General features: G+C 64.1%; 18 protein-coding genes and 2 pseudogenes. 15 read left to right on the top strand and 5 right to left on the bottom strand.

Translation table 11 applies throughout. The features are described from left to right. Nucleotides 1-56: 56 nt before the first annotated feature. The 3 genes from RHA1_RS41690 to RHA1_RS41675 all read right to left on the bottom strand — a co-directional run bounded on the left by RHA1_RS41690 (nucleotide 57) and on the right by RHA1_RS41675 (nucleotide 3,251). Nucleotides 57-869, bottom strand: coding sequence for an ABC transporter ATP-binding protein (locus RHA1_RS41690; RefSeq protein ID WP_007297307.1), 813 nt, complete (start codon nucleotides 867-869; stop codon nucleotides 57-59). A gap of 14 nt (nucleotides 870-883) precedes the next feature. Next, nucleotides 884-1,870, bottom strand: a complete 987-nt coding sequence (locus RHA1_RS41685) for an ABC transporter substrate-binding protein (protein ID WP_011599107.1) — start codon at nucleotides 1,868-1,870, stop codon at nucleotides 884-886. A 646-nt stretch (nucleotides 1,871-2,516) separates the two neighbouring features. Continuing rightward, entirely contained in the window at nucleotides 2,517-3,251 is a 735-nt protein-coding gene (locus RHA1_RS41675; RefSeq protein WP_041813146.1) for an IclR family transcriptional regulator domain-containing protein, read from the bottom strand. 164 nt (nucleotides 3,252-3,415) lie between these two features. Here RHA1_RS41675 and RHA1_RS41670 point away from each other — a divergent pair, with 164 nt between their 5' ends. From RHA1_RS41670 to RHA1_RS41650, 5 genes are read left to right on the top strand one after another with little or no spacing between them, the layout of a single operon-like run. After that, complete coding sequence (locus tag RHA1_RS41670; RefSeq protein ID WP_011599110.1) at nucleotides 3,416-4,681, top strand: aromatic ring-hydroxylating dioxygenase subunit alpha; 1,266 nt, start codon at nucleotides 3,416-3,418, stop codon at nucleotides 4,679-4,681. Next, nucleotides 4,678-5,148, top strand: a complete 471-nt coding sequence (locus RHA1_RS41665) for an aromatic-ring-hydroxylating dioxygenase subunit beta (protein ID WP_005256013.1) — start codon at nucleotides 4,678-4,680, stop codon at nucleotides 5,146-5,148. The genes RHA1_RS41670 and RHA1_RS41665 overlap by 4 nt, the downstream gene beginning before the upstream one ends. Next, a complete protein-coding gene (locus RHA1_RS41660) occupies nucleotides 5,145-6,161 on the top strand; it encodes a PdxA family dehydrogenase (RefSeq protein WP_011599111.1) in 1,017 nt (338 codons plus the stop codon). The genes RHA1_RS41665 and RHA1_RS41660 overlap by 4 nt, the downstream gene beginning before the upstream one ends. Further along, entirely contained in the window at nucleotides 6,158-7,168 is a 1,011-nt protein-coding gene (locus RHA1_RS41655) for a 2Fe-2S iron-sulfur cluster-binding protein (RefSeq protein WP_011599112.1), read from the top strand. The genes RHA1_RS41660 and RHA1_RS41655 overlap by 4 nt, the downstream gene beginning before the upstream one ends. Nucleotides 7,169-7,225: 57 nt before the next feature. Next, complete coding sequence (locus RHA1_RS41650) at nucleotides 7,226-8,605, top strand: MFS transporter (RefSeq protein ID WP_011599113.1); 1,380 nt, start codon at nucleotides 7,226-7,228, stop codon at nucleotides 8,603-8,605. Nucleotides 8,606-9,390: 785 nt separating this feature from the next. Here RHA1_RS41650 and RHA1_RS50065 read toward each other — a convergent pair. Beyond that, a complete protein-coding gene (locus RHA1_RS50065) occupies nucleotides 9,391-9,594 on the bottom strand; it encodes a hypothetical protein (protein WP_007297316.1) in 204 nt (67 codons plus the stop codon). 15 nt (nucleotides 9,595-9,609) lie between these two features. Here RHA1_RS50065 and RHA1_RS53075 point away from each other — a divergent pair, with 15 nt between their 5' ends. From RHA1_RS53075 to RHA1_RS41625, 5 genes and pseudogenes are all read left to right on the top strand, one after another. Then, on the top strand, nucleotides 9,610-9,936 hold the full coding sequence (locus RHA1_RS53075; protein WP_337464745.1) for a pentapeptide repeat-containing protein: 327 nt from the start codon (nucleotides 9,610-9,612) through the stop codon (nucleotides 9,934-9,936). Nucleotides 9,937-10,056: 120 nt separating this feature from the next. Further along, nucleotides 10,057-11,100, top strand: coding sequence for an IS1380 family transposase (locus RHA1_RS41640; protein WP_011600048.1), 1,044 nt, complete (start codon nucleotides 10,057-10,059; stop codon nucleotides 11,098-11,100). A gap of 494 nt (nucleotides 11,101-11,594) precedes the next feature. After that, nucleotides 11,595-13,067 carry a group II intron reverse transcriptase/maturase gene (gene ltrA / locus RHA1_RS41635; protein WP_050787644.1) on the top strand — a complete coding sequence of 491 codons (1,473 nt, stop codon included), beginning with the start codon at nucleotides 11,595-11,597 and terminating at the stop codon, nucleotides 13,065-13,067. 113 nt (nucleotides 13,068-13,180) lie between these two features. Continuing rightward, nucleotides 13,181-13,627, top strand: a pseudogene (locus RHA1_RS41630) (IS1380 family transposase); the annotation flags it as partial. A 329-nt stretch (nucleotides 13,628-13,956) separates the two neighbouring features. Next, on the top strand, nucleotides 13,957-14,772 hold the full coding sequence (locus RHA1_RS41625; RefSeq protein WP_050787678.1) for an IS5 family transposase: 816 nt from the start codon (nucleotides 13,957-13,959) through the stop codon (nucleotides 14,770-14,772). A gap of 143 nt (nucleotides 14,773-14,915) precedes the next feature. Here RHA1_RS41625 and RHA1_RS41620 read toward each other — a convergent pair whose 3' ends face one another. Continuing rightward, nucleotides 14,916-16,070: an IS30 family transposase gene (locus RHA1_RS41620; RefSeq protein ID WP_011600044.1), complete on the bottom strand. Its 1,155-nt coding sequence runs from the start codon at nucleotides 16,068-16,070 to the stop codon at nucleotides 14,916-14,918. 208 nt (nucleotides 16,071-16,278) lie between these two features. Here RHA1_RS41620 and RHA1_RS41615 point away from each other — a divergent pair, with 208 nt between their 5' ends. The 5 genes and pseudogenes from RHA1_RS41615 (at nucleotide 16,279) to RHA1_RS41595 (ending at nucleotide 22,379) form a co-directional block, all read left to right on the top strand. Then, the gene (locus RHA1_RS41615) at nucleotides 16,279-17,919 is read left to right on the top strand and encodes a flavin-containing monooxygenase (RefSeq protein WP_007295824.1); all 1,641 of its coding nucleotides are present in this window, start codon (nucleotides 16,279-16,281) and stop codon (nucleotides 17,917-17,919) included. 37 nt (nucleotides 17,920-17,956) lie between these two features. After that, a complete protein-coding gene (locus RHA1_RS41610) occupies nucleotides 17,957-19,018 on the top strand; it encodes an alpha/beta fold hydrolase (RefSeq protein ID WP_011600043.1) in 1,062 nt (353 codons plus the stop codon). A gap of 116 nt (nucleotides 19,019-19,134) precedes the next feature. Then, complete coding sequence (locus RHA1_RS41605) at nucleotides 19,135-19,446, top strand: EthD family reductase (RefSeq protein WP_005564687.1); 312 nt, start codon at nucleotides 19,135-19,137, stop codon at nucleotides 19,444-19,446. 93 nt (nucleotides 19,447-19,539) lie between these two features. Continuing rightward, nucleotides 19,540-20,468: pseudogene (locus RHA1_RS52695) on the top strand (AMP-binding enzyme); the annotation flags it as partial. Between the two features lie 177 nt (nucleotides 20,469-20,645). Further along, nucleotides 20,646-22,379 carry a sigma-54-dependent Fis family transcriptional regulator gene (locus RHA1_RS41595; protein ID WP_230990389.1) on the top strand — a complete coding sequence of 578 codons (1,734 nt, stop codon included), beginning with the start codon at nucleotides 20,646-20,648 and terminating at the stop codon, nucleotides 22,377-22,379. The last annotated feature ends 176 nt before the right edge of the window (nucleotides 22,380-22,555 follow it).

The raw sequence follows: 22,555 nt of genomic DNA, 5'->3' as shown, positions 1-22,555 counted from the left end.
TCGTCGGAATCCCAACCTTGGCGTTTCGTGGAGGGCCGCCTGCGGCGAGGTCACAGTCATGCGGCATCCGTCCCGTGCCCCAGTGTCTTAGCGGCCTCTTCCTTGATTATCGACCACAGGTGATCCTCGAGTTCCTTGAATCTGGCCATGGCGTGTGTGCCGCTCGGGCGTGGACGAGGGAGCCCGACGTCGATCACCTCTCGGACCACCGATGGACGTGCCGACATCACCCAGATCTGATCCGACAGATAGATCGCCTCTTGGATGTCGTGAGTAACGAAGAGCACCCGATTGTGGGTCTGCTCCCAGATCTTCAAGAGCTCGCGCCCGATGAACTGTCGCGTCTGCTGATCCAGAGCGCCGAACGGTTCGTCCATCAACAGAATTCGAGGATCCGTGGCGAGTGCACGGGCGATCGCCACGCGTTGACGCATACCTCCGGAAAGCTGCCCTGGCCGGTGCTTCTCGAAACCCTTCAACCCGACCAGTTGGATCATCGCACGCGCTTTTTCCAGGCGCTCGTCCTTGTCGACGTGCTTGATCTCCAACCCGAAAGCCACATTGTCGAGAACACTCCGCCAGTGCAGCGTCGAATCTTCCTGAAACACCATGGCGGTGTCCTTACGGGGCCCTGTGACAATCTCCCCATCGATGGTCACCCGTCCACGTGAGGGAACAAGTAAGCCACAGGCCATGTCCAGCAAGGTGCTCTTTCCGCATCCACTCGGACCGATCACCGATACGAACTGGCCCTCCGCGATCGATGCCGTGACGTTACGCACGGCCTCGGTCCGCCCGGTGTCGGAATCGAAAGTCATACCGATACCGTCGAAAGAGACGTTCTTCGATTCGACTTGTGTAGTGGTCATGTTCTCTTCCCGCCTTATAGTTCGACTACAACTGAGTCAATATCGACCTTGCCGCCGAGTCGTCCGGCCTCGACGCCCGAGGCCACGACCGCTTCGAGTTGCGGGCGCGCGAAGTCGAGACTGAAGAAGCCTCGCGAATTCTCCAACGCCGCCAGAGCGATCTCGGGCTTGTACTTGATTGTGCGGCCATAGATTTCGGCCGCTCGCTCGAGATCCGTATCGATCATCTCGATACCGCGACCCACAGCACGCATCCACCCCGCCAAGACGTCCCGATTCTTTTCGATGAACGGGGTGGTGGCACATAGGCAGGTGTCCGACCAGTCCTGGACGTAGTCCCGGGATCGCCAGATCACCTTCGCGCCGGTTTCGGCGATGATGCGCTCGGACAGCGGGGACGCAGTCCACGCGACATCGACAACGCCCTGGGAGGCGACGGTCCACGAATCGCTCGCGGATCCGACGCTGAGCAGCTCGACGTCGACGCCGGGTGTCAAACCCGCCAATCGAAGCGTCTTCTCGGCGAAGTCGGTCGAGTTCGATCCCGGGCTGCTCACACCGATGGTGCGGCCCCGAACATCTTCGATCGTGTTGATCGGGGAGTCAGCGGGGGCGATGAAGTCCACAGATGCCGCGGTGTAGACGTTCCCGAACGCCTTGACATCGAGTCCGCGCTCCACGGCGATGAACACCGGAATCGTCGCCGAAGTGCCGAATCCGATCCCGGAGCCGATTCCACGCACGGTGTCCAGCCCACCCGGGAACTGAACGTTCTCCAGCGCCAGCATCTCTTCTTCGTAGTAGCCCTCGGACGCTGCGATCAGAAACGGGGCCGAATGGATCAGGCTCGCCAACCCGGTGATGGCGACGTCACCTCGGTAGACGCCGTCCCTACCTCGGGACTGGGTAGCACACCCTGCGCCGGCTCCCACAGCGAGGAGACCCCCGAGAGCCGCCGTTACTCTCATGAAATCCCGCCGGCTCAGCGAACTACTGCCCATATCGACCCGATTCCTTCTGTAGTCCCGTCACACCTGGCCCCGAAAGTGAAGCACATCACGCGACTGTTGTACAGAAGCTAACTCTGGTCTGCAGAGAGACAGTGTTGCGGGTGTCTCTAAATGCCACACTGCACCGTGGGTGCGCAGAACCTCGCGCTTTCACGATGATTGGGCGGAAGTCCGCCCCTGCGACACAGCCCCGTTCCCAGCCAGACCCAACGGGTCACGGCTCCATCCCCGAGGTCTGGTGGCGGAAAGGCTGACCGTGGTGTTCGTGACGGCGTCGGCCGACTCGATGTACCCGATCGGCAAGTCCCGCGAACCTCCGAAGCACGTGGGGTCCTGGCGCTGCTCGGTCTCCCGGTTCCGATCGCCGTCGATCATCGCACTCGGCTCCGTCATGTCGCCTCCGTACCCGCATAGGTCCTGAAAGGCTCGGCCCTCCTGTGCGCGCTCATGGCCGCCTCGCTGTTGCCGGCGTCGGTTTCGCCGCCCTCATGACGTCATCGGCCACGACAGACAATGACTCCAGCACAACCGAAGTCACCTCCCGCAGGGGAGCCCCGCATGCGTCGACACAGACACGCTGGGAGCGTCGCATCCCTCTCCGTACCGCGGGGGTGTGAGTTGCCGTCTGGGTGGGATCTCACAGAAGCCGGCCGAGTCTTGCTGCGTACTTGTTCAGTACGGGCACGGCTGCCTCACGGATGTCGTGCAGGGTGGTTCTGGCTGTGGACGCACTGACACTCATTGCCGCCACGGTTTCGCCCCGGGCAGTCCGCACCGGTACGGCTATCGACAGCATGCCGAGTTCGATTTCTTCGTCGGTGCAGGCCACGCCGCTCTCCCTCGCGGTCAGGATTCGCTCGCTGATGGCATCGACATCGGTCAGTGTCTTGGGTGTGCGCGGCTGCGGGTGGCATTCTCGGAGGTAGTCGTCGAGTTGCGTCTCGGGAAGTCCGGCCAGCAGTACTCGACCGGTCGCGGAGCTGTGGGCGGGCAGTTTGGCGCCGACCCGGACTCCGGTCGCGACGATCCGTGCGGCCTCGGCGCGGGCGACGAACAGGGAACACCCGTCTTCGAGAACCGCGAGCGACACCGACTCGCCCAGCGCATCGCGGGCCTCGACCAACTGCGGCTGGGCAAGTTGCGGCAGTGGCGCGGTGTCCAGATAGGCCCCGCCCAGCCGAAGCATCCTGGGTGTCGGTCGGAAGTTTCCGTTGTCGTGGGTCAGGTAACCGAGCTCGACGAGAGTGAGCAGGCAGCGGCGCGCCGCGGCGCGGGAGGTGTTCGTCCGCTGAGCGGCGTCGGTGACGGTCAGTTGCGGGTGGCGGATGCCGAAGGCCTCGATGACCGCCAGGCCCTTCGCCAGTCCGGCCATTCCCTCGGGAGCGCGGGCAGCACCCTTGACACTTCCCTTATCGTCCGGCTTAATTGTTCGAGAATTGCTCATATGTTCGTTATACGAACAGCCACGGGGCTTGTCAAGTCCCGCCGAGCGAGTTCTCTGATGTCCCGACTGGTTGTCCAGACTGAGGAGAAATTATGGAAAGCAGCGTTGTCGACACGGTCCGCGAGACCCAGGCGGATTGGACCGACGACCTCACCCGGGTGCCGTATCGGGTGTTCCAGGGCGAAGACGTCTACGCGGCCGAGCAGACCAAGTTGTTCCACGGCCCGTACTGGAGCTACCTGTGCCTGGAAGCCGAGGTAGCCGGCCCGGGAGACTACTGCTCCACCTTCGTCGGCGAGACACCGGTGATCGTGGCGCGCGACCGAGACGGTGAGCTCTACGGCTTCGAAAACCGGTGCGCCCATCGCGGCGCCCTACTCGCCCTGGACGACCGCGGAAACACGAAGGACTTTACGTGCGTCTACCACGCGTGGAGCTACAACCTGCAGGGCGATCTGACCGGAGTAGCATTCCAGGACGGAGTCAAAGGCAAAGGCGGAATGCCTGATTCGTTCTGTATGGAGGACCACGGACCGCGCAAGTTGCGCATCGCCGTACTTCACGGCCTGGTTTTCGGTAGTTTCTCCGATGACGTGCCTGACATCGAGGACTATCTCGGCGAAGAGATCACGAGTCGGATCGCCCGTGTCCTCGCGGGGCGCACACCCGAGATCATCGGACGCTTCACACAAATCCTTCCCAACAACTGGAAGCTGTACGTAGAGAACGTCAAGGACTCCTACCACGCCAGCATCCTGCACCTGTTCTTCACGACCTTCGAGCTCAACCGACTGTCGCAGCGCGGTGGGATCATCGTCGACGAGAGCGGCGGTCACCACGTCAGTTACTCAGCGATCGACCGAGACGCCGAGAAGGACGTCGCGTACTCAGATCAGAACATCCGGTCCGAAAGCGCCTACACACTGGCCGATCCAACCTTGCTCGAGGGGTTCAGCGAGGTCGGTGACGATACGACGCTGCAGATCCTCTCCGTCTTCCCGGGCTTCGTGTTGCAGCAGATCCAGAACTCCGTGGCTGTGCGCCAGATCCTGCCGACCGGGGTCGAACGAACACGGCTGAACTGGACGTACCTCGGCTTCGAAGAAGACACGCCCGAGCAGCGGGAAGTACGACTCAAGCAGGCCAACCTCGTGGGCCCCGCAGGCTACATCTCGATGGAGGACGGCTGTGTCGGAGGGTTCGTGCAACGCGGAATCGCAGGTGCGGCAAGCCAGTCCGCCGTGCTCGAAATGGGAGGCAGTCTCGCCGAATCCAGCGAAAGCCGTGTCACCGAAGCATCGGTCCGCGGCTTCTGGAAGGCATACCGGGCCGCGATGAACCGACAGGAAGAGGCATGAGCGTGAACGACTTCCAGCGAATCGGCCGCGTGCAGGCCGACTACTCCCGCTGCATCGACGAGGGGCCGCTCGAGCAGTGGCCGGACTTCTTCGTCGAAAACTGCATGTACCGGATCACCACCGCACAGAACTACAGCGAAGGCCTGCCCGCCGGACTGGTGTGGGCCAACACTCGCCGGATGCTGGTCGACCGCGTATCGGCGCTGCGTGAAGCCAACATCTACGAGCAACACACCTACCGTCACATCCTGGGCCAGCCCTCGGTCCTGGAAGAGAACGGTGACGGTATCCATGCCGAGACCAGCTTCCTGGTGGTGCGGGTGATGCGCGACGGCCAATCCGACATCTTCGCCAGCGGGCGGTATGTCGACCGGTATGTCGACGTGGACGATCAGTTGAAGATTGCCGAACGAGTCGTGGTGTGCGACAGCACCAACATCGATACCCTGTTGGCGCTCCCGCTATGAGTGGGTCCCCCCCGCGGGTCCTGCTCACGATCGGCGATCCGAATGGAATCGGCCCCGAGCTCGCGGTGAAGGCCGTCATGGCAGCGCAGGAGCATCCCGCATTCAATCCGGTCCTGGTGGGCGATCGATGTGTCGTCGAGCCGCTCGCCCACCGGGCAGGCATGACGGTCCGCGAGACAGCCGACGGCTTGGCCACGCCCATGGCCGATGTCGTCGACCTGCTTCCGGTGCCCTCGCTGCCCGCCGGGGCCTTCGCCCCGGGCCGGGTGACAGCCGAAGCCGGGAAGGCGACGGTGGCGTACCTGGAACGGGCCGTGCGCTGCCTGCAGGGCGGCGGAGCCCGCGGCATCGTCGCGTGCCCGCACTCGGAAACCGCGGTCAACGCCGCCGGCATCTCCTTCGACGGATATCCGAGCTTGCTGGCCGAACTCGTCGGCGCGCGGCCCGATCAGGTGTTCTTGATGTTGATCGGTGCCGGTTTGCGCATCGTGCACGCAACGTTGCACGAATCGCTGCGGGATGCGCTTGGGCGCCTCACGCCCGAGCTGGTGCACGGGGCGGCACGTGCCGCGGTGGAGACGTTACAGGCGCAGGGCATCCCGTCCCCGCGCATCGGCGTCTTCGGCATCAATCCACACGCCGGCGAGGGCGGTTTGTTCGGTGACGAGGACCTGCGGGTGACAACGCCAGCGGTGGAGCGGCTGCGCGCCGCAGGGATCGACGCCTCGGGACCGGTCGGGGCCGACCTCATGCTGGCAGACCCCGGCTTCGACGCGTTCGTCGCCATGTACCACGATCAGGGCCATATTCCCGTCAAACTCCTCGCTGGGCGCAGCGCAGCCGCGATGACGATCGGCGCCGGAGTGCGGTTCTCCAGTGTCGGCCACGGCGCGGGGTTCGACATTGCCGGCAAGGGCACAGCCGACCCGGATGCGGTAGTCGGGGCGTTGCGACTCGTCGGCGCCGCCGAAACCCACATGTCCGCACCCGGCCCCTTTGGAGCTACCTCATGACCTACACAGTTACTGTCACCGGAACGGACATCAGCTTTCCGTGCGAGCCCGATGAGAGCGTGCTCGACGCGGCGGAACGTTCCGGATACGCGATCCCGTACTCGTGCCGCAAAGGCGTGTGCTCGAGTTGCGAAGGCGCACTCGATGCCGGCTGCCTCGATGTGCGCGGCTGGGGGATGTCGCAAGGCCCTCAGAGTGGAGTGCTGTTCTGCCAGGCCCGGCCGAGCACCGACACCTCGATCACGCCCAAGCGGATCACCCAGCAGGACAGGGTGATACGCAAGACCCTGACCGCAAAGGTCCATCGGATCACCCGTCCGTCGCCCGATGTCACGGTGGTGCAGCTGCGTCTCCCCACCGGGGTGCGTGCGAAGTTCGCTGCCGGGCAGTACCTGAAAGTCTTTCTCGACGACGGTGACAGCCGGAATTATTCGATGGCGAATCCGCCGCATGAGAACGACGGAGTGCAGCTGCACATTCGTCGGGTGCAGGGTGGACGCTTCTCCGATGAGGTGCTCGGCGGGCTCGAAAAGGGAACCAGACTGAGGATCGAGCTGCCCTACGGCGAGTTCTCACTGAACCCCGACTCGGACAGGCCGGTCATCTTCGTCGCCAGCGGCACCGGCTTCGCCCCGGTCAAATCGATCATCGAGGACCACCTCAAACGTGGTGGAGAACGGTCCGTGCACCTCTACTGGGGCGCACGAGGACAGGGCGACATCTACCTACCCGAGTTGCCCGAGAAGTGGGCCTCGGATCCGGGTCGTGTCTCATTCACTCCCGTCCTGTCACATCCCGCGGAGGACTGGACCGGACGCACCGGGCTCGTTCATCGAGCGGTGCTCGAGGACTACGCGAACCTCAGCGACCACGAGGTCTATGCATGCGGAAGCCCCGCAATGACCTCGGCGGCACGCGAGGATTTTGTCCACGAGGCCGGTTTGGCGCCAGACAATTTCTATTGCGACGCCTTCGTACCGTCGGGCGAGCCCGTTGTCACCGCGTGATCCGCTACCACAACCACATCATCCGGGCAACCGGGCATCAGATAATGTGAGGCAATCATGTCCTTAGCACCATCGCGCGTGACACTGCCGGATTTCATCGATTCGCGGCCAGTGAGTCGATACCAGTACATCGTGATCGCCCTGTGTGGGGTGGTCATGTTCATCGACGGCTTCGACACCCAGAGCATCAGCTACATGGCGCCCCACATCGCCGAGGAGTGGGGCCTGTCGAAACAGGTGCTCGGGCCCATCTTCTCCGCCGCTCTCGCCGGTCTCATGGTCGGCTATCTGGCGCTCTCGCCGCTGTCCGAGCGGTTCGGCCACCGCCGGATGATCCTCACGAGCACGGTCATCTTCGCGCTCGGCACGTTGGCGGCGGCCTGGTCACAGAACGTCACCGAACTGATGGCGTTGCGCTTCATCACCGGAATGGGGCTCGGTGCCGCCGCGCCGAGTGCCATCGCACTGACGGGCGAATTCAGCCCCAAGCGTCTTCGAGCAACCTTCGTCCTGGTGATCTATTGCGGCTTCTCCCTCGGATTCGTCGCGGCAGGGCTGGTCTCCGGTTGGCTGATCCCGATCCTCGGCTGGCGGTCGGTACTCGTCGTCGGCGCAGTAGCACCGCTGCTCCTGCTCCCGGCGTTGCTGCGCTACCTGCCGGACTCACTCACCTCAATGATCAACCGAGGCGCGGAGCCCAACAGAATCCAGGCGATCTTCCGCAAAATGGATCCCGCCCTCGCCGTCGGCCCCGACATCACCTACGAGGCCGAGAAGCGGACCGACGGACAACGCACTGCACTGAGGAGCCTGTTCACCCGTGACCGGGTCTTGGGAACCCTGCTGCTGTGGCTGGTCTTCGTCATCAACCTCGGCGAGTTTTACGCGCTGCAGAGCTGGCTACCGTCGATCATGACGAGCCTGGACTACGACATGGGTACGGTGGTCACCGCCACCACCCTCACGACTGTCGGCGGCATCGCCGCTGCATTTGTCACCGGGCCCTGTATGGACCGACTCGGCGCGTACGTCACCCTCGGAACCGTTTATGTCGTCGGATTCGCATTCGTTGCGCTGACCGGTGTCGCCTTTACGGCGCCGTTGTGGGTCCTATTGACGGCCAATTTTTTTGCGGGGGTCTGCATCAGCGGTGGACAGAAGAGCCTCATCGCGCTGTCCGCGGTGTTCTATCCGACACCGATGCGGTCCACCGGGGTTGGATGGGCGTTGGGTGTTGGCCGCCTCGGCGGCATCGTCGGGCCGATCGCGGTCGGAGCGGCACTCGGCATGGGCTGGTCCGCCAGTGCAGTCTTCTACGCAATGTCAGTCCCCATGCTCGTCGCCGGAGCTGCGGTCTTCCTCCTCGGCCGCTGGGTCCGAAGCGACAATCACCCCGATCGCAAGTCGGCAGAAAGTCATTCGCTCGCCCGCAAGTAGTGTGGATCGGCAACACCGGCCGGGTGATCTCAAGGCCTGCGATCTCCAGCTGGGTCGGCTACCACGACCGCGGTGCACGGGCAACGCGCTGCCACCCCGCCTGGGCGATGTCACCCCCTTCGTGATCTCGCGGCCGTCCAGTCCGAGACCGAGCTCGCCGAACCGTGGGAGGGCGGTACCGTGGATACCGAGGACATTCTGGGCCGAAACCCAAAGACCCGGCCTCGGCGTCGAACCTCGGATTTCGCGTTCACCGCCACACCCCAAGGGCGAAGATCTGCAAACTGTTCGGCCGCCCGGCCTGGACGGCACCCGGCGCTGTTCCAGGCCCTCGACGGCCCGAGTTCTGGTGGGTCATCGCAAAAGTACAAGACGTCAACCTTTTGAAAAAGTGGAGTCGGCGGACGAACTCCATGGAACCCGCAGTTCGTCAAGTCAAATGAGCACCCAGTTCCGTTCCCGGGACGCCTCGCAGGCCTGAAAATGGGGTCGGGTCGCCCGCCGACGCCGACGTTTTCTTGGGAGTGTAAGCCCGTAAATAAGCCTGGCGCCGGGGCCCGACCTTGGAAGGGTCACGCACTGTTGCTTCGAGCACGCCGGTCAGAATTTCGGATTCCCTCGACCGAGGCCCCCAGGCGGCCCGCCCGTGGAGAGTTCCGACGCGACTGGAGGACAAACAAAGTGGAGCCGGAACTGGAAGAGATTCCCGACGATGATCACGAGTTGGTGATCGATCGGGTTGCTGCGATCGATGTGGCCAAGGCGGCGGGCAAGGTGGTGGGACGTCAGCGCCGCCCGATCCCCGTCGCCGGCGCACACGTGACGGTCGCTTCAGCGCGTCGAGGACGGCGACGTCCTCGATGGTGGAGGGCACGGTATTCCTCGTGGTCGGCGATCTGCCGCATCGTCTTGCGCAGGATCTTGCCCGAGCGGGTCTTGAGCAGCGCCTGCACTACCGTCAGCGACGCGTCCGGGAACCACCGGTACATTCGCCTCCCCCTCGTATGTCGCTTGCCAGGGTGATGGGACCACCTCGTTGCCACGAGCATTGGACCATCCGTAGGTGTCATCGAGCATCGCCTTCTGAACTGCCAATGGGACTGCCCCGGCTCTGGTTGACACCCGCGCAACCACCGAAGCCAGATCCACAAGAGCAAAAAGCGCGCATTGCAATATTGAGTGCGATCCGGAAGCGCCCTCGGGGAGACCAAAATCGCTGGGCGGGTTGCCGATTCGACTTGTCATCTGCAGACCTACCATCTGCAGACCTGTCCGGCGCGGACCTGCTCAAGGCAACTTTGACCCACGCGGACCTGACTGACGTGTTTTAGCCTGAATTTTTCGTGTGGGGCGATGGATCAGGGTGTGTGCATGAGCGAAAGTGCCTGTCCTGCACGGCATAATGGGACTTCTCTACGGTTCCACAATGCCGACGGGAAGGCACTTCGCAGGTGAAGAGTATCGCAGCGGGTCCACGGGTGAAAGTATCGGCCGACGGACGGGGCGTGGTGTCGCATGCCGGTGTGGGGATGCTGCGGGAAGTGGCGGATCTGACGGGGCTGTCCACGCAGGTCACGGCGGTATTGGCCGATACCTACCGCGGGAAATGGGCGTATGCGCCGGGTTCGGTGTTCGCCGACCTGGTCGCCGCGGTGGCGGACGGTGCCGACTGTGTGGACGTCGCAGCACGAAGTTGTGCCGGCCGCATGCATGTGTTCGGCCCGTCGGCGTCGACAACGACGATGTGGCGGCTGGTCGATGAGCGTATCGATGCCGACCACCTGCCCGGGATCCGCGCCGCGCGAGCGCAGGCCCGGGAGCAGGCGTGGGAAGCAGGGGCCGCCCCTACCGCCGCGGAGTGGTTACGCATCGACGTCGATGCCACCATCACCCTCGACCATTCCGAGGGCAAGGAGAACGCGGCTGCTACCTGGAAGAAGACCTATGGTTATCACCCACTGCTGGCCTTTCTGGACCGGCCCGACATCGCCGGCGGTGAGGCGTTGGCCGGGTTGCTCCGTCCGGGGAATGCGGGAAGCAACACCGCAGCCGACCACGTCACCGTCCTCGGGTGGGCACTCGAATCGCTGCCACCGGCGTATCGGCCCGATCCGACCGACCCCGCCGGGCAGAAGATTCTGGTGCGCAGCGACTCGGCCGGGGCGACCCACGGATTCGCCGACGCCTGCCGCGCCGCCGGGGTGGGGTTCTCCTTCGGCTTCGCCGTCGACGACCGTGTCCGCGAGGCCACCGAAACCCTCAACGCGAAGGCGGCGTGGATGCCGGCGATCGACTCCGACGGCGAAATCCGCGACGGCGCATGGGTCGCCGAGGCCACCGGCCTGGTCGGCCTCGACGCCTGGCCGGAAGGAACCCGATTGATCCTGCGCAAGGAACGCCCCGTGCGCCGTGAGGCGCTGTTGATTCGAATGGAGGTGAAAGACCTGCATCGCCGATCCTGTCGCAGCCGGACGGTGGAGCTGAGGGCAGCCTGATCCGGGTGGTGCCGGGGAGGGCGGGAAGCAGCCCTGACAAAGCCGGGACGTGTCAGCACTGCCAGATGGTGCGGGTCCGGCGAGCGGGACGGAAAGGAGTACGAGAGGAACCGGCGTTTACGTCTCTTCATCTTGCACCGGCTCGAATCTGGCGGATCTGGGCCGGCAGCGGTGCGCACCCACCGAGTCGTCGGTGGGGAACTCCTAGGTCGGATAGGTCGGCTGGCCGGGAGACCACGGTGAAATTGCTGCGGGGTAGCCGTGGTGATGCCGCAGGGACAGAGTCGGGCTCCTCCTCCGTCGAGCGAACAACAGTGAACACGGGAACCATCTCGGTCTTACCGACCTACGGGCATCCGGTCCGTGGGGACGGTTGGGCGCACCGACCGCCGATCAGGTCGGGATGGGGCGGAGCCGTCGTAGTACTCCGAGCCGGGGAAAGCCCGACACATGGGGAAGGGCGGCAGCGGTATCGAGAAGGGAAGGAGACTGTAATGCCGAAAGACGCGGCGGTGAACATCGTCGCCCCGGACATCGCGGACCCACCGGGCCCACGTGCTCGGGTATCGGGGATGCAGGCCAAGCTTCACCATTGGGCGGCGGCCGATTCCGGCCGCAGGTTCGATGACCTGTTCAACTTCGTGCACGATCCGGCCACATTGCGTGTGGCGTTCGAACGGGTTGCGGGCAATACCGGCGCGAAGACTCCCGGCGTCGACGGTATGACCGTCGCCGACGTGGAGGCGAGTGTGGGGATGTCCGGATTTCTGGACGATCTGCGGACTCAGTTGAAGGACGGCTCGTTTCGTCCGCTTCCGGTGCGGGAACGTAAGATTCCCAAACCGGGCGGCAGCGGGAAAGTCCGGAAGCTGGGGATTCCGACGGTTGCGGATCGGGTCGTTCAGGCGGCGCTGAAGCTGGTGCTGGAACCGATCTTCGAGGCCGACTTCCTGCCGGTCTCCTATGGGTTTCGGCCGAAGCGGCGGGCGCACGACGCAGTCGCGGAGATTCAGTATTTCGGCACCAAGGGTTATCGCTGGGTGCTAGATGCCGACATCGAAGCGTGTTTCGATTCGATCGAGCACACGGCTCTTATGGGCCGTGTACGAGAACGGGTCAAAGACAAGCGTGTGTTGCTGCTGGTCAAGTCGTTCCTCAAGGCCGGAGTGATGAGCGAAACCGGCCATCACGAGGACAATCCGACCGGCACGCCGCAAGGTGGCATCTTGTCGCCGCTGTTGGCCAACATCGCCCTGAGCGTGCTCGATGAGCACGTTCACGGGCCGTGGCAACCGGGCGGCGCTATGAGCACCCCGACAGGTCGCGCTCTCCGTCGTAGGAGAGGCCTGCCGAACTGGCGAATCGTGCGCTACGCGGACGATTTCGTCGTGCTCGTGTTCGGTAGCTGCGACGATGTGAACGACTTGCGCGAAGAGATCGCTGATGTGATCGCGCCGTTGGGGCTTCGGTTCTCCGAATCCAAGACCCGAGTGGTGCACATGGGCGAGGGGTTCGACTTTCTCGGGTTCCGCCTCCAGTGGAAACGCAAGAAAGGGACGGACAAGTGGTACGTCTACGTGTTCATCGCCGACCGGCCCCTCCGGTCGCTGAAGGACAAGATTCGTGCCGTGACGAGCAGGCTGTCGCAGCAGCCACCAAGGGATGTGCTGATCCGGCTCAACCGGATCATGCGCGGCTGGTCCAATTACTTTCGGTACGCGGTAGCCAAGAGTGTCCTGCAATCCCTCGCCATCTTCGTGTGGCACAGGATTGCTCGCTGGTGGATACGGCTGCATCGGTGGAGTTGGACAGATCTTCGACGGCACCTCATCGGCCCTCACGGGACGTGGAAGATGCCGTCGGCGGACGGGGTCGAACTGTTCAATCTCGGCCGGGTACCGACTGCACGATATCGGTACCGCGGCAGTAAGATCCCGAATCCCTGGGCAGTGGCTAACCACGCTTGATGGCAGAGACCGTGGAGAGCCCGGTGCGTGGAAACGCGCACGCCGGGTTCGGCGAGCGGCTCGCAGAAACGGGCCGGTGGTGACACCGGTACCGCGCTGCGGGCCGACTCAACCACCCGGGGGCACAGCTGCGGTTCACCGATTCCGACGGGCACCGGATCACCGGGTTCATCACCGACACCCCCACCGGTGTGGTCCCCGGTGGGCTGGCCGGACTGGAGCTTCGGCACCGTCAGCACGCACGGGTCGAGGACCGGATCCGGCAGGCCAAGGCGACCGGGCTGCGGAATCTGCCGTGCCACCGCTTCGACGCGAACGCCGCCTGGCTCGAGACCATCCTGGCCGCCACCGACCTGGTCGCCTGGGCGAAGCTGATCGGCTTCCCCGACCACCCCGATCTGGCCCGCTGCGAGATCGACACCTTCCGCTACCGGGTGCTGCACGTCGCGGCCCGCATCACCCGCGGGGCACGGGCGGTCCGGGTCCGGATCGATTCGAGTTGGCAATGGGCCCAAGCCATTGCCGCAGCGTGGTGCCGCATCCGGACCGCGTTCACCTGATCGCGGCCACCCGCTCCTACGACGCACGAAAGGCAACCCGGCCGGTGGAACCGGGCACCCACCCGAGCGACATCGGGCACACACTCACACCCACACACCAGAACCAGCCCGCACTATCACATCCCAGCCAAAACCTACTCACCTGTCAGGTGGCATGAAAAATTGAGGTTAGAGCGCATCTGAAAACTCGGGGTGATCGGCGTGTGACTGGTGAGGAATGGGTGAACTCCTGGTAGGTCAGTAGGTCTTACGCCACGACCCGACCAGGAATTCACTTGCCATCATCGCTCATCGCACTGTGTCCGTCATGCCCTACCCCGGATCCGGGGATCGGGCATCGGTGCGCGGTCTACTCGTCATCCTCGGTGACCGATGCTCAATGGGCGATTCTCGAACCACTGCTTCCTCCACCCGGCAACACCACCGGCAGCGGTGGTCGTCCCGAAAAGCACTGCCGCCGTCTGCTACTCGATGCGATCTTATATGTCGTTCGAGGTGGGATCGCCTGGCGGCAGTTGCCGGCGGAGTTTCCTCCCGCGACCACGGTGTACGCGATCTTCGTCCGCTGGGTCCGCGCGGGAGTATGGCAGCGGATCCACGACGCGCTGCGCGATCGAGGGCGGGTCCAGGGCGGCGGCCACCCGTTGCCGTCCGCGGCGATCGTCGACGCCCAATCGGTGCAGGGCGCCGACACCGTGCCCCGGTCGAGTCGTGGATACGATGCGAGAAAGAAGACGAACGGCCGTAAACGGCACATCGCTGTGGACTCGAACGGGCTGCTGCTGGCGGTCGTGGTGACGATGGCCGGGATTCAGGACCGTGACGGCGCGTTCCGGCTGCTGGCTGCGTTGCGCGCCCAGTTCTCGACAATCAGCCTGGTCTGGGCGGACGGTGGCTATGCCGGACGGCTGATCGACTGGTCGAAACGAGTTGTGTCACTGACGGTTCAGGTCGTCAAGCGCACCGACGATGTCAAAGGGTTCAGGGTTCTTCCCCGTCGGTGGGTGGTCGAGCGGACCTTCGCCTGGATCTGCAAACACCGCCGATGCGTCCGCGACTACGAGACTCGACCCGACCACCACGAAGCCATCGTCTACATCGCCATGATCGCGACCATGTCACGCCGACTCGCCCGCACAGCGTGACCCGAGCCAGAGTTTTCAGATGCACTCTTACACCGACGAAACGGTATAGCCAGCCGGTTTCACTCCTCCACCGAGCCGCGTAGCACCGACCGAACGTTGGGGCGATCGGTTCCCGGTAGCGGAACGGCGGATTCTGGCGGTCATCACAACAGCAGTCGTTCCATCTCTTCGATGGGTGTGCGAAATTCTAACCGTTTCCGGGGACGCTCATTGAGTTGCCGTGAGACCCACTCCAGGTCCGCTTTCGAGTGCACACTCAGGTCCGAACCTTTGGGGAAGTACTGACGGAGAATGCCGTTCGTATTCTCGTTGGTCCCGCGCTGCCAGGGTGCGTGTGGATCACAGAAGTAGATGTCGATCCCGGTGGCCGCGCTGACGCTCTTCCAGTCCCGCATCTCCGAACCCTGGTCCCACGTCAAGGTCCGGCGCAGGCTCGTGGGCAGCGTCTCGAGCTGTTCGGTCAACGCGGGCGCGGTCTGCTCGGGCTTGTATCCGTCGGGCAGATGAACGAGCATGACGGTGCCGGTCGAACGTTCGACGAGTGTGCCGATCGCGCTCAGATTCCGTTTGCCGACAATGAGATCACCCTCCCAATGTCCCGGTACTGCACGGTCTTTCACGTCTTTGGGGCGGTCCGCGATGTTGGCCATATCGGGGATCCGATTCTTGCGCTGGCCGGCCTTCCGACTGGGCCGGCGCAGCCCACGTCCGGTCCGCAACGATCGAGTGAGGGTGTGTTCGAGTCCGCCGCGGGAGGGTTGGTAGAGCGATTGGTAGATGGTCTCGGTGCTCACCCGCATCTGTGGATCGTCGGGGAAATCGAGTCGGAGGCGGCCCGCGATCTGCTCGGGTGAATGGCGCTCGGTCAGGGATTTCTCCACCGTCTCACGTAGCGACGGATTGATGGCGAGCTTGGACGGCTTGGGCCGCGAGGCCCGATGGTAGGCGGCTGCGTGAGCCGATCTGGCTCGGTACCGCCCGGACGGCTCACGATTGCGGGCGATCTCGCGTGAGATCGTCGAGGGACTCCGGTTCAGGGTTTTCGCAATGTCACGAAGCGTGTGACCTGCGGCGATGCCGATGGCGATCTCTTCCCGTTCCGCGAACGTCAAACACCGGCCCTTGAGGTTGCGGCCACGCCGGGGACGCACCCCACCGCATGCCGCAAGCCACCGAGCACCCTGCTTGCGATACGAGCCGGCCGCCTCGGCCGCGTCCGTGATGAACTCACCCGCAGCCATCCCGGCCCAGAACGTCTGAAAGATCTCCGGAACCATCCGATGAGAATATTTCGCCATGTGCAACACCCTTTGATCAGTGGTGTTGCGATCACCGCACGAACCCAAGGAACGCCTACCGGGGCACCGTCCCGGAAAGGGGCGTTCACCGGCATAGGCAGTAGCTTCCGAACACGGGCCTACCGAACTGTCCGAAGCTGGGACAGTTGGCGGTGGCGGTTGTCACAAAAATGACTTCTCAGTGACCTGAACCACAGAAAGGTATGAGATGTCGACTACGGCTTCTGCGCCCACGGAAACTTCGGCAACGGAATCGCTCGAACTGGATGCGCTGATCATCGGCGCGGGGGTTGCCGGTCTGTACCAGCTGCACCAGCTCCGCGAACAGGGTCTGCGAGTGCGGGCCTACGACACCGCCGGCGACGTCGGCGGCACGTGGTACTGGAACCGCTATCCCGGTGCGCGCTTCGATTCCGAGGCGTACATCTACCAGTACCTGTTCTCGGAAGAGCTGTACAAGAACTGGAGTTGGAGCCAGCGTTTCCCCGGCCAACCGGAGATCGAGCGCTGGATGCATTACGTCGCAGACACCCTCGACCTTCGCCGCGACATCCAACTGTCCACCATGATCACCAGTGCGCACTACGACGAGCGGGCCGACAAGTGGATCGTGCGGACCGATCGCGGCGAGACGATCACCACCCGGTTCCTGGTCACCTGCAGCGGAATGCTCTCGGCTCCGATGTCGTACGTGTTCGAGGGCCAGGAAGAATTCAGCGGGCCGATCTTCCACACCTCCCGCTGGCCGAAAGAGGGCGCCGATCTCGACGGCAAACGTGTCGCCGTCATCGGCGTCGGTGCCACCGGCATCCAGGTGATCCAGACCGTGGCCGACAAGGTCGAACATCTGAAGGTCTTCATCCGCACACCTCAGTACGCCCTCCCGATGAAGAACCCCACCTTCGACGAGTCGGACGTGGCGGCGTACAAGAGCCGGTTCGCCGAGCTGAAAGAAACATTGCCGAATACGTTCAGCGGCTTCGAGTACGACTTCGAGCACGTGTGGGCGGATCTGACACCGGAGCAGCGCAACGATGTACTCGAGGAGATCTACGAGAACGGCTCGTTGAAGCTGTGGCTCGCCTCGTTCGGTGAGATGTTCTACGACGAGGAGATCAGCGAAGAGATCTCGGAGTTCGTTCGGCGCAAGATGCGCGCACGGCTCCAGGATCCCCACCTGTGCGACCTGCTCATCCCCACCGACTACGGCTTCGGAACACATCGTGTGCCGTTGGAAACGAACTACCTCGAGACCTATCACCGCCCGAACGTCGAGGCCATCGGAGTCCGCGACAACCCGATCACCCGGATCGTGCCCCAGGGCTTGGTCCTGGCCGACGGAACGCTGCACGAGGTCGATGTCATCGTGATGGCCACGGGCTTCGACGCCGGCACCGGATCTTTGACGCGGATCGACATCCGCGGGCGCGGCGGCCGGGCACTGAAGGACGACTGGAATCGCGACATCCGCACGACCATGGGCTTGATGGTGCACGGCTACCCCAACATGCTCACGACCGGTGCCCCTCTGGCGCCTTCCGCGGCACTGTGCAATATGACCACCTGCCTGCAGCAACAGACCGAGTGGATCGCCGAATGCATCCGGTACATGCGGGCGCACGACCACACCGTCATCGAGCCGACGCTGGCCGGTGAAGACGAGTGGGTCGCCCATCACGACGAGACCGCGAACGCCACGCTGGTCTCGAAAACCGACTCTTGGTACAACGGCGCCAACGTCCCCGGCAAGCCTCGGCGAGTGTTGTCCTACATCGGCGGAGTCGGCACCTATCGGGAGAAGACCCTCGCCGCAGCGGCCGCCGGGTACAAGGGTTTTCAACTGAGCTGATCCGACATCCACTTCATCGGCCCAAAGGAGGACGACAATGATCGAGAACCCGTACTACACAAACGAATTTCATGGCGATTACGAACTGATCGGCATCGGACAGCTCGACTTGGAGGAAGGCGGTTCCATCCCCGACTGCCAGCTGGCGGTGGCAACCTTCGGCGTATTGAACGAGGCCAAGGACAACGCGATCCTCATCCCGACGTGGTATTCGGGTACACACCAGATCTGGCGGGATGTCTACATCGGCCCCGACCACGCGCTCAACCCGGAGAAATACTTCATCGTCTGCATCGACCAGATCGGCAGCGGGCTGTCGGTCTCCCCACATAATGCCGCCGGCGCCAACGCCGGTATTGCGATGTCGAAGTTCCCGCACGTCCGCATCGGCGACAACGTGGTCGCGCAGGAGCGACTGCTGCGTGAGCACTTCGGCATCGAACGCCTCGCCCTGGTGACCGGCGGGTCGATGGGCGCCCAGCAGACCTACGAGTGGGCGGTGCGCTTCCCCGACAAGGTGCTGCGCGCCGCACCGATTGCGGGCACAGCACAGAACACGCCGGGCGACTTCCTCATCGCCGAGGCGATGCGCGAAGCGATCCAGTCGAGTCCGGGCTGGAACGGCGGGGAATACACCTCCAACGAACAGGTCGTCGACGGGCTCATCCGGCAGGCCCACATCTGGGCCATCGTCGGATTCTCCACCGAGTTCTGGAAGCATGAGGTGTGGCGGGCGATGGAGTTCGACTCCAAGGAGGCGTTCCTGAGCGGATTCCTCGAGCCCTACTTCACTGCGATGGACCCCAACGCGCTCCTCACGCAGTCGTGGGCGTGGCAGCGCGGTGACGTCGCCCGCCATACCGGCGGTGACCTGGCGGCAGCACTCGGCCGCATCACCGCCAAGACCTTCGTCATGCCCATCGACGAGGATCAACTGTTCCCGGTCCGGGACTGTGTCCCGGAGCAGGAATTGATCAAGAACAGCGAACTGCGGGTCGTCGAGGACACCCTTGGTCACTTGGGTCTGTTCGGTGTTTCACCGACCTACATGCCCCAGATCGACCGGCACCTCGGGGACCTCCTCGACATCGAGGTCTGAAGCCGGGCCGGGCGCGGCGTCGAGCTTGATCGACACAGCCAGCTCATCCGCCGCGAACCACCCGGTCGCCCGAGTCCAATAATCCTGCTGTCTGACAACCCTTTCGGAGAAAATCGATGCATCATCTGATCGTCTGTTACGGCCACCCGGACGAACCCGCGTCCTTCGACCAGTACTACAGCACCACCCATCGCCCACTGGCCGACAAGATCCCCGGTGTTCGCACCTGGCACGCCGGCAAGGTCAGCGCCCTCGACCAGTCGCAGGCGCCCTACCACCTCGTTGCCGTCTTGAGCTTCGACTCCCGGCAGGCACTCGACGACGGACTCGCCTCACCCGAAGGGCAGGCCGCCGCCGCCGACATCGGAAACTTCGCCACCGGCGGAGCCACCCTGTTCGTCACCGACGACTTCATCCCCTCCGCCTGAACTGAGGCCGCGCGCATCCCGGACCGTGAACGCCCCGCGGTCCGGGATGCGCCGTTCGGTGGCTCCGCCAACCACCCGTCACACGCAATGTCCGCTCTCTGGCGGGTCATTTCCGAATACGGAGCGAAAGCCCTGTTCACCGCCCTACCGCGCTGCGCGCGGTCAGAAAGGTGGATCCCGAGGCGGCCGAGGTGGCGCACTACGATCTGTCGAAGTTTCGGTCATTGTTCCTGGCCGGTGAGCGGCTGGACCCGGAGACCTACCGGTGGGAGCAGGCCAAGTTGGGTGTACCGGTGGTCGACCCCTGGTGGCAGACCGAGACCGGATGGCCGATCGCGGCGAGCCTGCGCGGGTTGGCACCGATGCCGATCAGGCCGGTTCGCCGTCGGTGCCGGTGCCCGGGTACGACGTGCGGATTCTGGACGAGGACGGCACCGAGATGGGGCCCGGTCAGGAAGGCGCGGTCTGCCTGAAGCTGCCGATGCCGCCGGGCACCTTGCCCACCCTGTGGGGCGCCGACGAACGGGTATGTCGCGTCCTACCTGACGCGGTTCCCTGGCTACTACCTCACCGGTGACGGCGGATACCTCGATGATGACGGCTACCTGTTCGTGATGGGACGTACCGACGACGTGATCAACGTCGCCGGGCACCGGCTCTCCCCTGGGTTGATGGAGGCGGTGCTGGCGGCGCACCCGGCGGTGGCCGAGTGCGCGGTGATCGGCGTGGCCGACCGGTTGAAGGGTCAACTGCCGCGCGGGTTCGTGGTGCTCAAAGATGGAATCGACATCGATCACGACACGCTGCAGGGCGAGTTGATCGCCGCGATGCGTCGAGACATCGGCGCCGCGGCAGCCTTCCGGCAGGTGACCATCGTGGAGCCACTGACGAAAACGCGATCGGGCAAGATCCTCCGCAAGTCGATGCGGGCCATCGCCGACGGCCACGACGAGCCGGTCCCCTCCACCATCGAGGACCCTGCGGTGCTCGACGCGCTGAGACCGACGCTCCGCGGCGAATAGCTCGGCGCTGCGAATCCGCAGTGCCGGCATCCGCCCGGACGGTCGGTCGCGGGTCGACCCAGGTTTCCGATGTCCTATTCTGGGACACTCAGGGAAAGTGACCTGCGACACAGTAGTGGGGTGAGTCGGAGACACCAGGACGGAGATTTGATGGACAGCGACCCTAGGCGGCGGCGAGTGACTACCGATCGTCGCCCCGCTTCATCCCTGTCCGCAACGGACGAGGTCTCCAGCTTCATCGCCCAGTCGTGGCAGCGATCTCGTCAGGCGGGCGTGGTGCCGGACGGTTCGAGCCCTCCTCGTCTCCAGTTCGTCGAAGACCTCGACCTGCGTCGCCGACTGGTGCAATGCGCCTCACCGATCCTCGATCGCCTGCACGACGACCTGTCCGGAATGTCACTCAGCGTCGCGCTGACCGACGAGCATGCCCAAGTCATGCTGCGGCGCGACAATGATCCTGTCCTTGCCGCCAAGCTCGACAGCGTCTATTTCGCGCCCGGGTTCAACTACTCCGAGGAACTCATCGGCACCAATGGCGTCGGCACCGCCCTCGAGACCGGCATGGCCGTCTACGTCGACGGCCGCGAGCACTTTCACGAGGCAATCCACGATTTCACCTGCGCCGGCGCGCCCATCCACAATCCGATCCTCGGACGTGTCGAAGGATTGATCGATATCAGCGGTCTCGCCCGAGAGGCGAACCCGCTGATGCGTCAACTCGCGCTCGGGGCTGCACGGGACGTCGAGTCGGCACTGCGTTCGACAGGATCGGCGAAACAACAGCTCGTGCTGGGAGAGTTCCTCGCAGCCTGTCGACGTCGACAGGTCGCGGTGTACTCACTGAGCTGCGGCGTCTTCATGTCGAACACCATCGGTTCTCGCCTGCTCGATCCGATCGACGAGGCGTTCCTCCGCGAGGAAGCACATTCGCTGCTCGGCCCCTCGCGGATCACCCAGCTCGCCCTTCACCTCCCCTCGGGCGGCACCATCACGGTCAAGCGCAACATCATCGAGGACGGTGCCGAGGTCGCGGGAGTGATCCTCGAAGTCGAACGGCCTCCGCACCCCAGGTCCTCGACCACGCACCACCGCAGCCTTCCTGCGCTGCCCGGATCGACCGGATCCTCACCGCAATGGACCCGGTGCAGCAGGGAGCTGATCTCCCTGGCATCCACCGATGCCAACACGATCCTGCGGGGAGAAGGTGGAAGCGGCAGGCTCACCCTTGCGCGCGGGGCACATCTGTACAAGAACCCCCAAGCACCGATTGCCGTCGTGGACTGTAACCCCACGGAATCCGTCGAGGAACGCCTGAGAAGCGCGCTGGATTCCGCCGCCACCACCGTCGTTCTCCGCGATATCGACCTGCTCGACGCACGCCTGGACCAGGCCGTCTCCGATGTGGTGTCCGCCGATCAGCGCAGCTATCCGGCACGGTGGATCGTTGCCACCTCGTCCACCGACGGAGATCGGCTCCTGCACTCCGCCCTTGCTCGCAACTTCACCACGACAATCGATGTCCCCGCGTTGCGACACCATCCCGGCGACGTACCGGCAATCATTCGAATGTGCTTGGGGCAGCTCGCACCTCACCGCGACGCCGACATCCCCGACGACGTGTTACGGGTGCTGAAGAAATACCACTGGCCGGGCAACATCACCGAACTCGTGGACACGCTCAAGCACGCTCTGCGCGCCAAGCCGGCGGGGGTGATCACCGCAGTCGACCTGCCACCCGCACTCAGTTCGGCGCCTCGGCGAACGATGACGGCGATGGAGAGCGCCGAACGCGATGCCATCGTGGTGGCGCTCCGCGAATGCGGCGGCAACCGCGTGGCAGCCGCGAAATCACTGGGGATCGCCCGGTCGTCGCTCTATCGAAAGATCGACACCTTCGGCATTCACCTGTGACCTCCTCGGCGCAGGCTCATCGGTCCAGACATCCGGTGTCTCGACGCCGGAAGTCGACGATCACGACCGAGGGTGTCGTGAATCTTCATAAACCTGTCCCGCTGGTTCTAGTTTCGCCGCACCGCCGGGCAGAGAGTGTGACAGCAGCGCTCAGCAGATCGCAGACCGCGACGGCA

Origin of the sequence: Rhodococcus jostii RHA1, from assembly GCF_000014565.1 — a bacterium.
In the GTDB taxonomy this organism is placed as follows: domain Bacteria; phylum Actinomycetota; class Actinomycetes; order Mycobacteriales; family Mycobacteriaceae; genus Rhodococcus_F; species Rhodococcus_F jostii_A.
This window is presented reverse-complemented; position numbering and strand designations above follow the sequence as displayed.

Coding starts and splice junctions, on each gene's coding strand:
- RHA1_RS41660 (WP_011599111.1), top strand. CDS start 5,145: ATGAGTGGGTCCCCCCCGCGGGTCCTGCTCACGATCGGCGATCCGAAT.
- RHA1_RS41685 (WP_011599107.1), bottom strand. CDS start 1,870: ATGGGCAGTAGTTCGCTGAGCCGGCGGGATTTCATGAGAGTAACGGCG.
- RHA1_RS41615 (WP_007295824.1), top strand. CDS start 16,279: ATGTCGACTACGGCTTCTGCGCCCACGGAAACTTCGGCAACGGAATCG.
- RHA1_RS53075 (WP_337464745.1), top strand. CDS start 9,610: ATGTCGCTTGCCAGGGTGATGGGACCACCTCGTTGCCACGAGCATTGG.
- RHA1_RS41675 (WP_041813146.1), bottom strand. CDS start 3,251: ATGGCCGGACTGGCGAAGGGCCTGGCGGTCATCGAGGCCTTCGGCATC.
- RHA1_RS41690 (WP_007297307.1), bottom strand. CDS start 869: ATGACCACTACACAAGTCGAATCGAAGAACGTCTCTTTCGACGGTATC.
- RHA1_RS41610 (WP_011600043.1), top strand. CDS start 17,957: ATGATCGAGAACCCGTACTACACAAACGAATTTCATGGCGATTACGAA.
- RHA1_RS41650 (WP_011599113.1), top strand. CDS start 7,226: ATGTCCTTAGCACCATCGCGCGTGACACTGCCGGATTTCATCGATTCG.
- RHA1_RS41670 (WP_011599110.1), top strand. CDS start 3,416: ATGGAAAGCAGCGTTGTCGACACGGTCCGCGAGACCCAGGCGGATTGG.
- RHA1_RS41655 (WP_011599112.1), top strand. CDS start 6,158: ATGACCTACACAGTTACTGTCACCGGAACGGACATCAGCTTTCCGTGC.
- RHA1_RS41665 (WP_005256013.1), top strand. CDS start 4,678: ATGAGCGTGAACGACTTCCAGCGAATCGGCCGCGTGCAGGCCGACTAC.
- RHA1_RS41605 (WP_005564687.1), top strand. CDS start 19,135: ATGCATCATCTGATCGTCTGTTACGGCCACCCGGACGAACCCGCGTCC.
- RHA1_RS50065 (WP_007297316.1), bottom strand. CDS start 9,594: ATGTACCGGTGGTTCCCGGACGCGTCGCTGACGGTAGTGCAGGCGCTG.
- RHA1_RS41620 (WP_011600044.1), bottom strand. CDS start 16,070: ATGGCGAAATATTCTCATCGGATGGTTCCGGAGATCTTTCAGACGTTC.
- ltrA (WP_050787644.1), top strand. CDS start 11,595: ATGCCGAAAGACGCGGCGGTGAACATCGTCGCCCCGGACATCGCGGAC.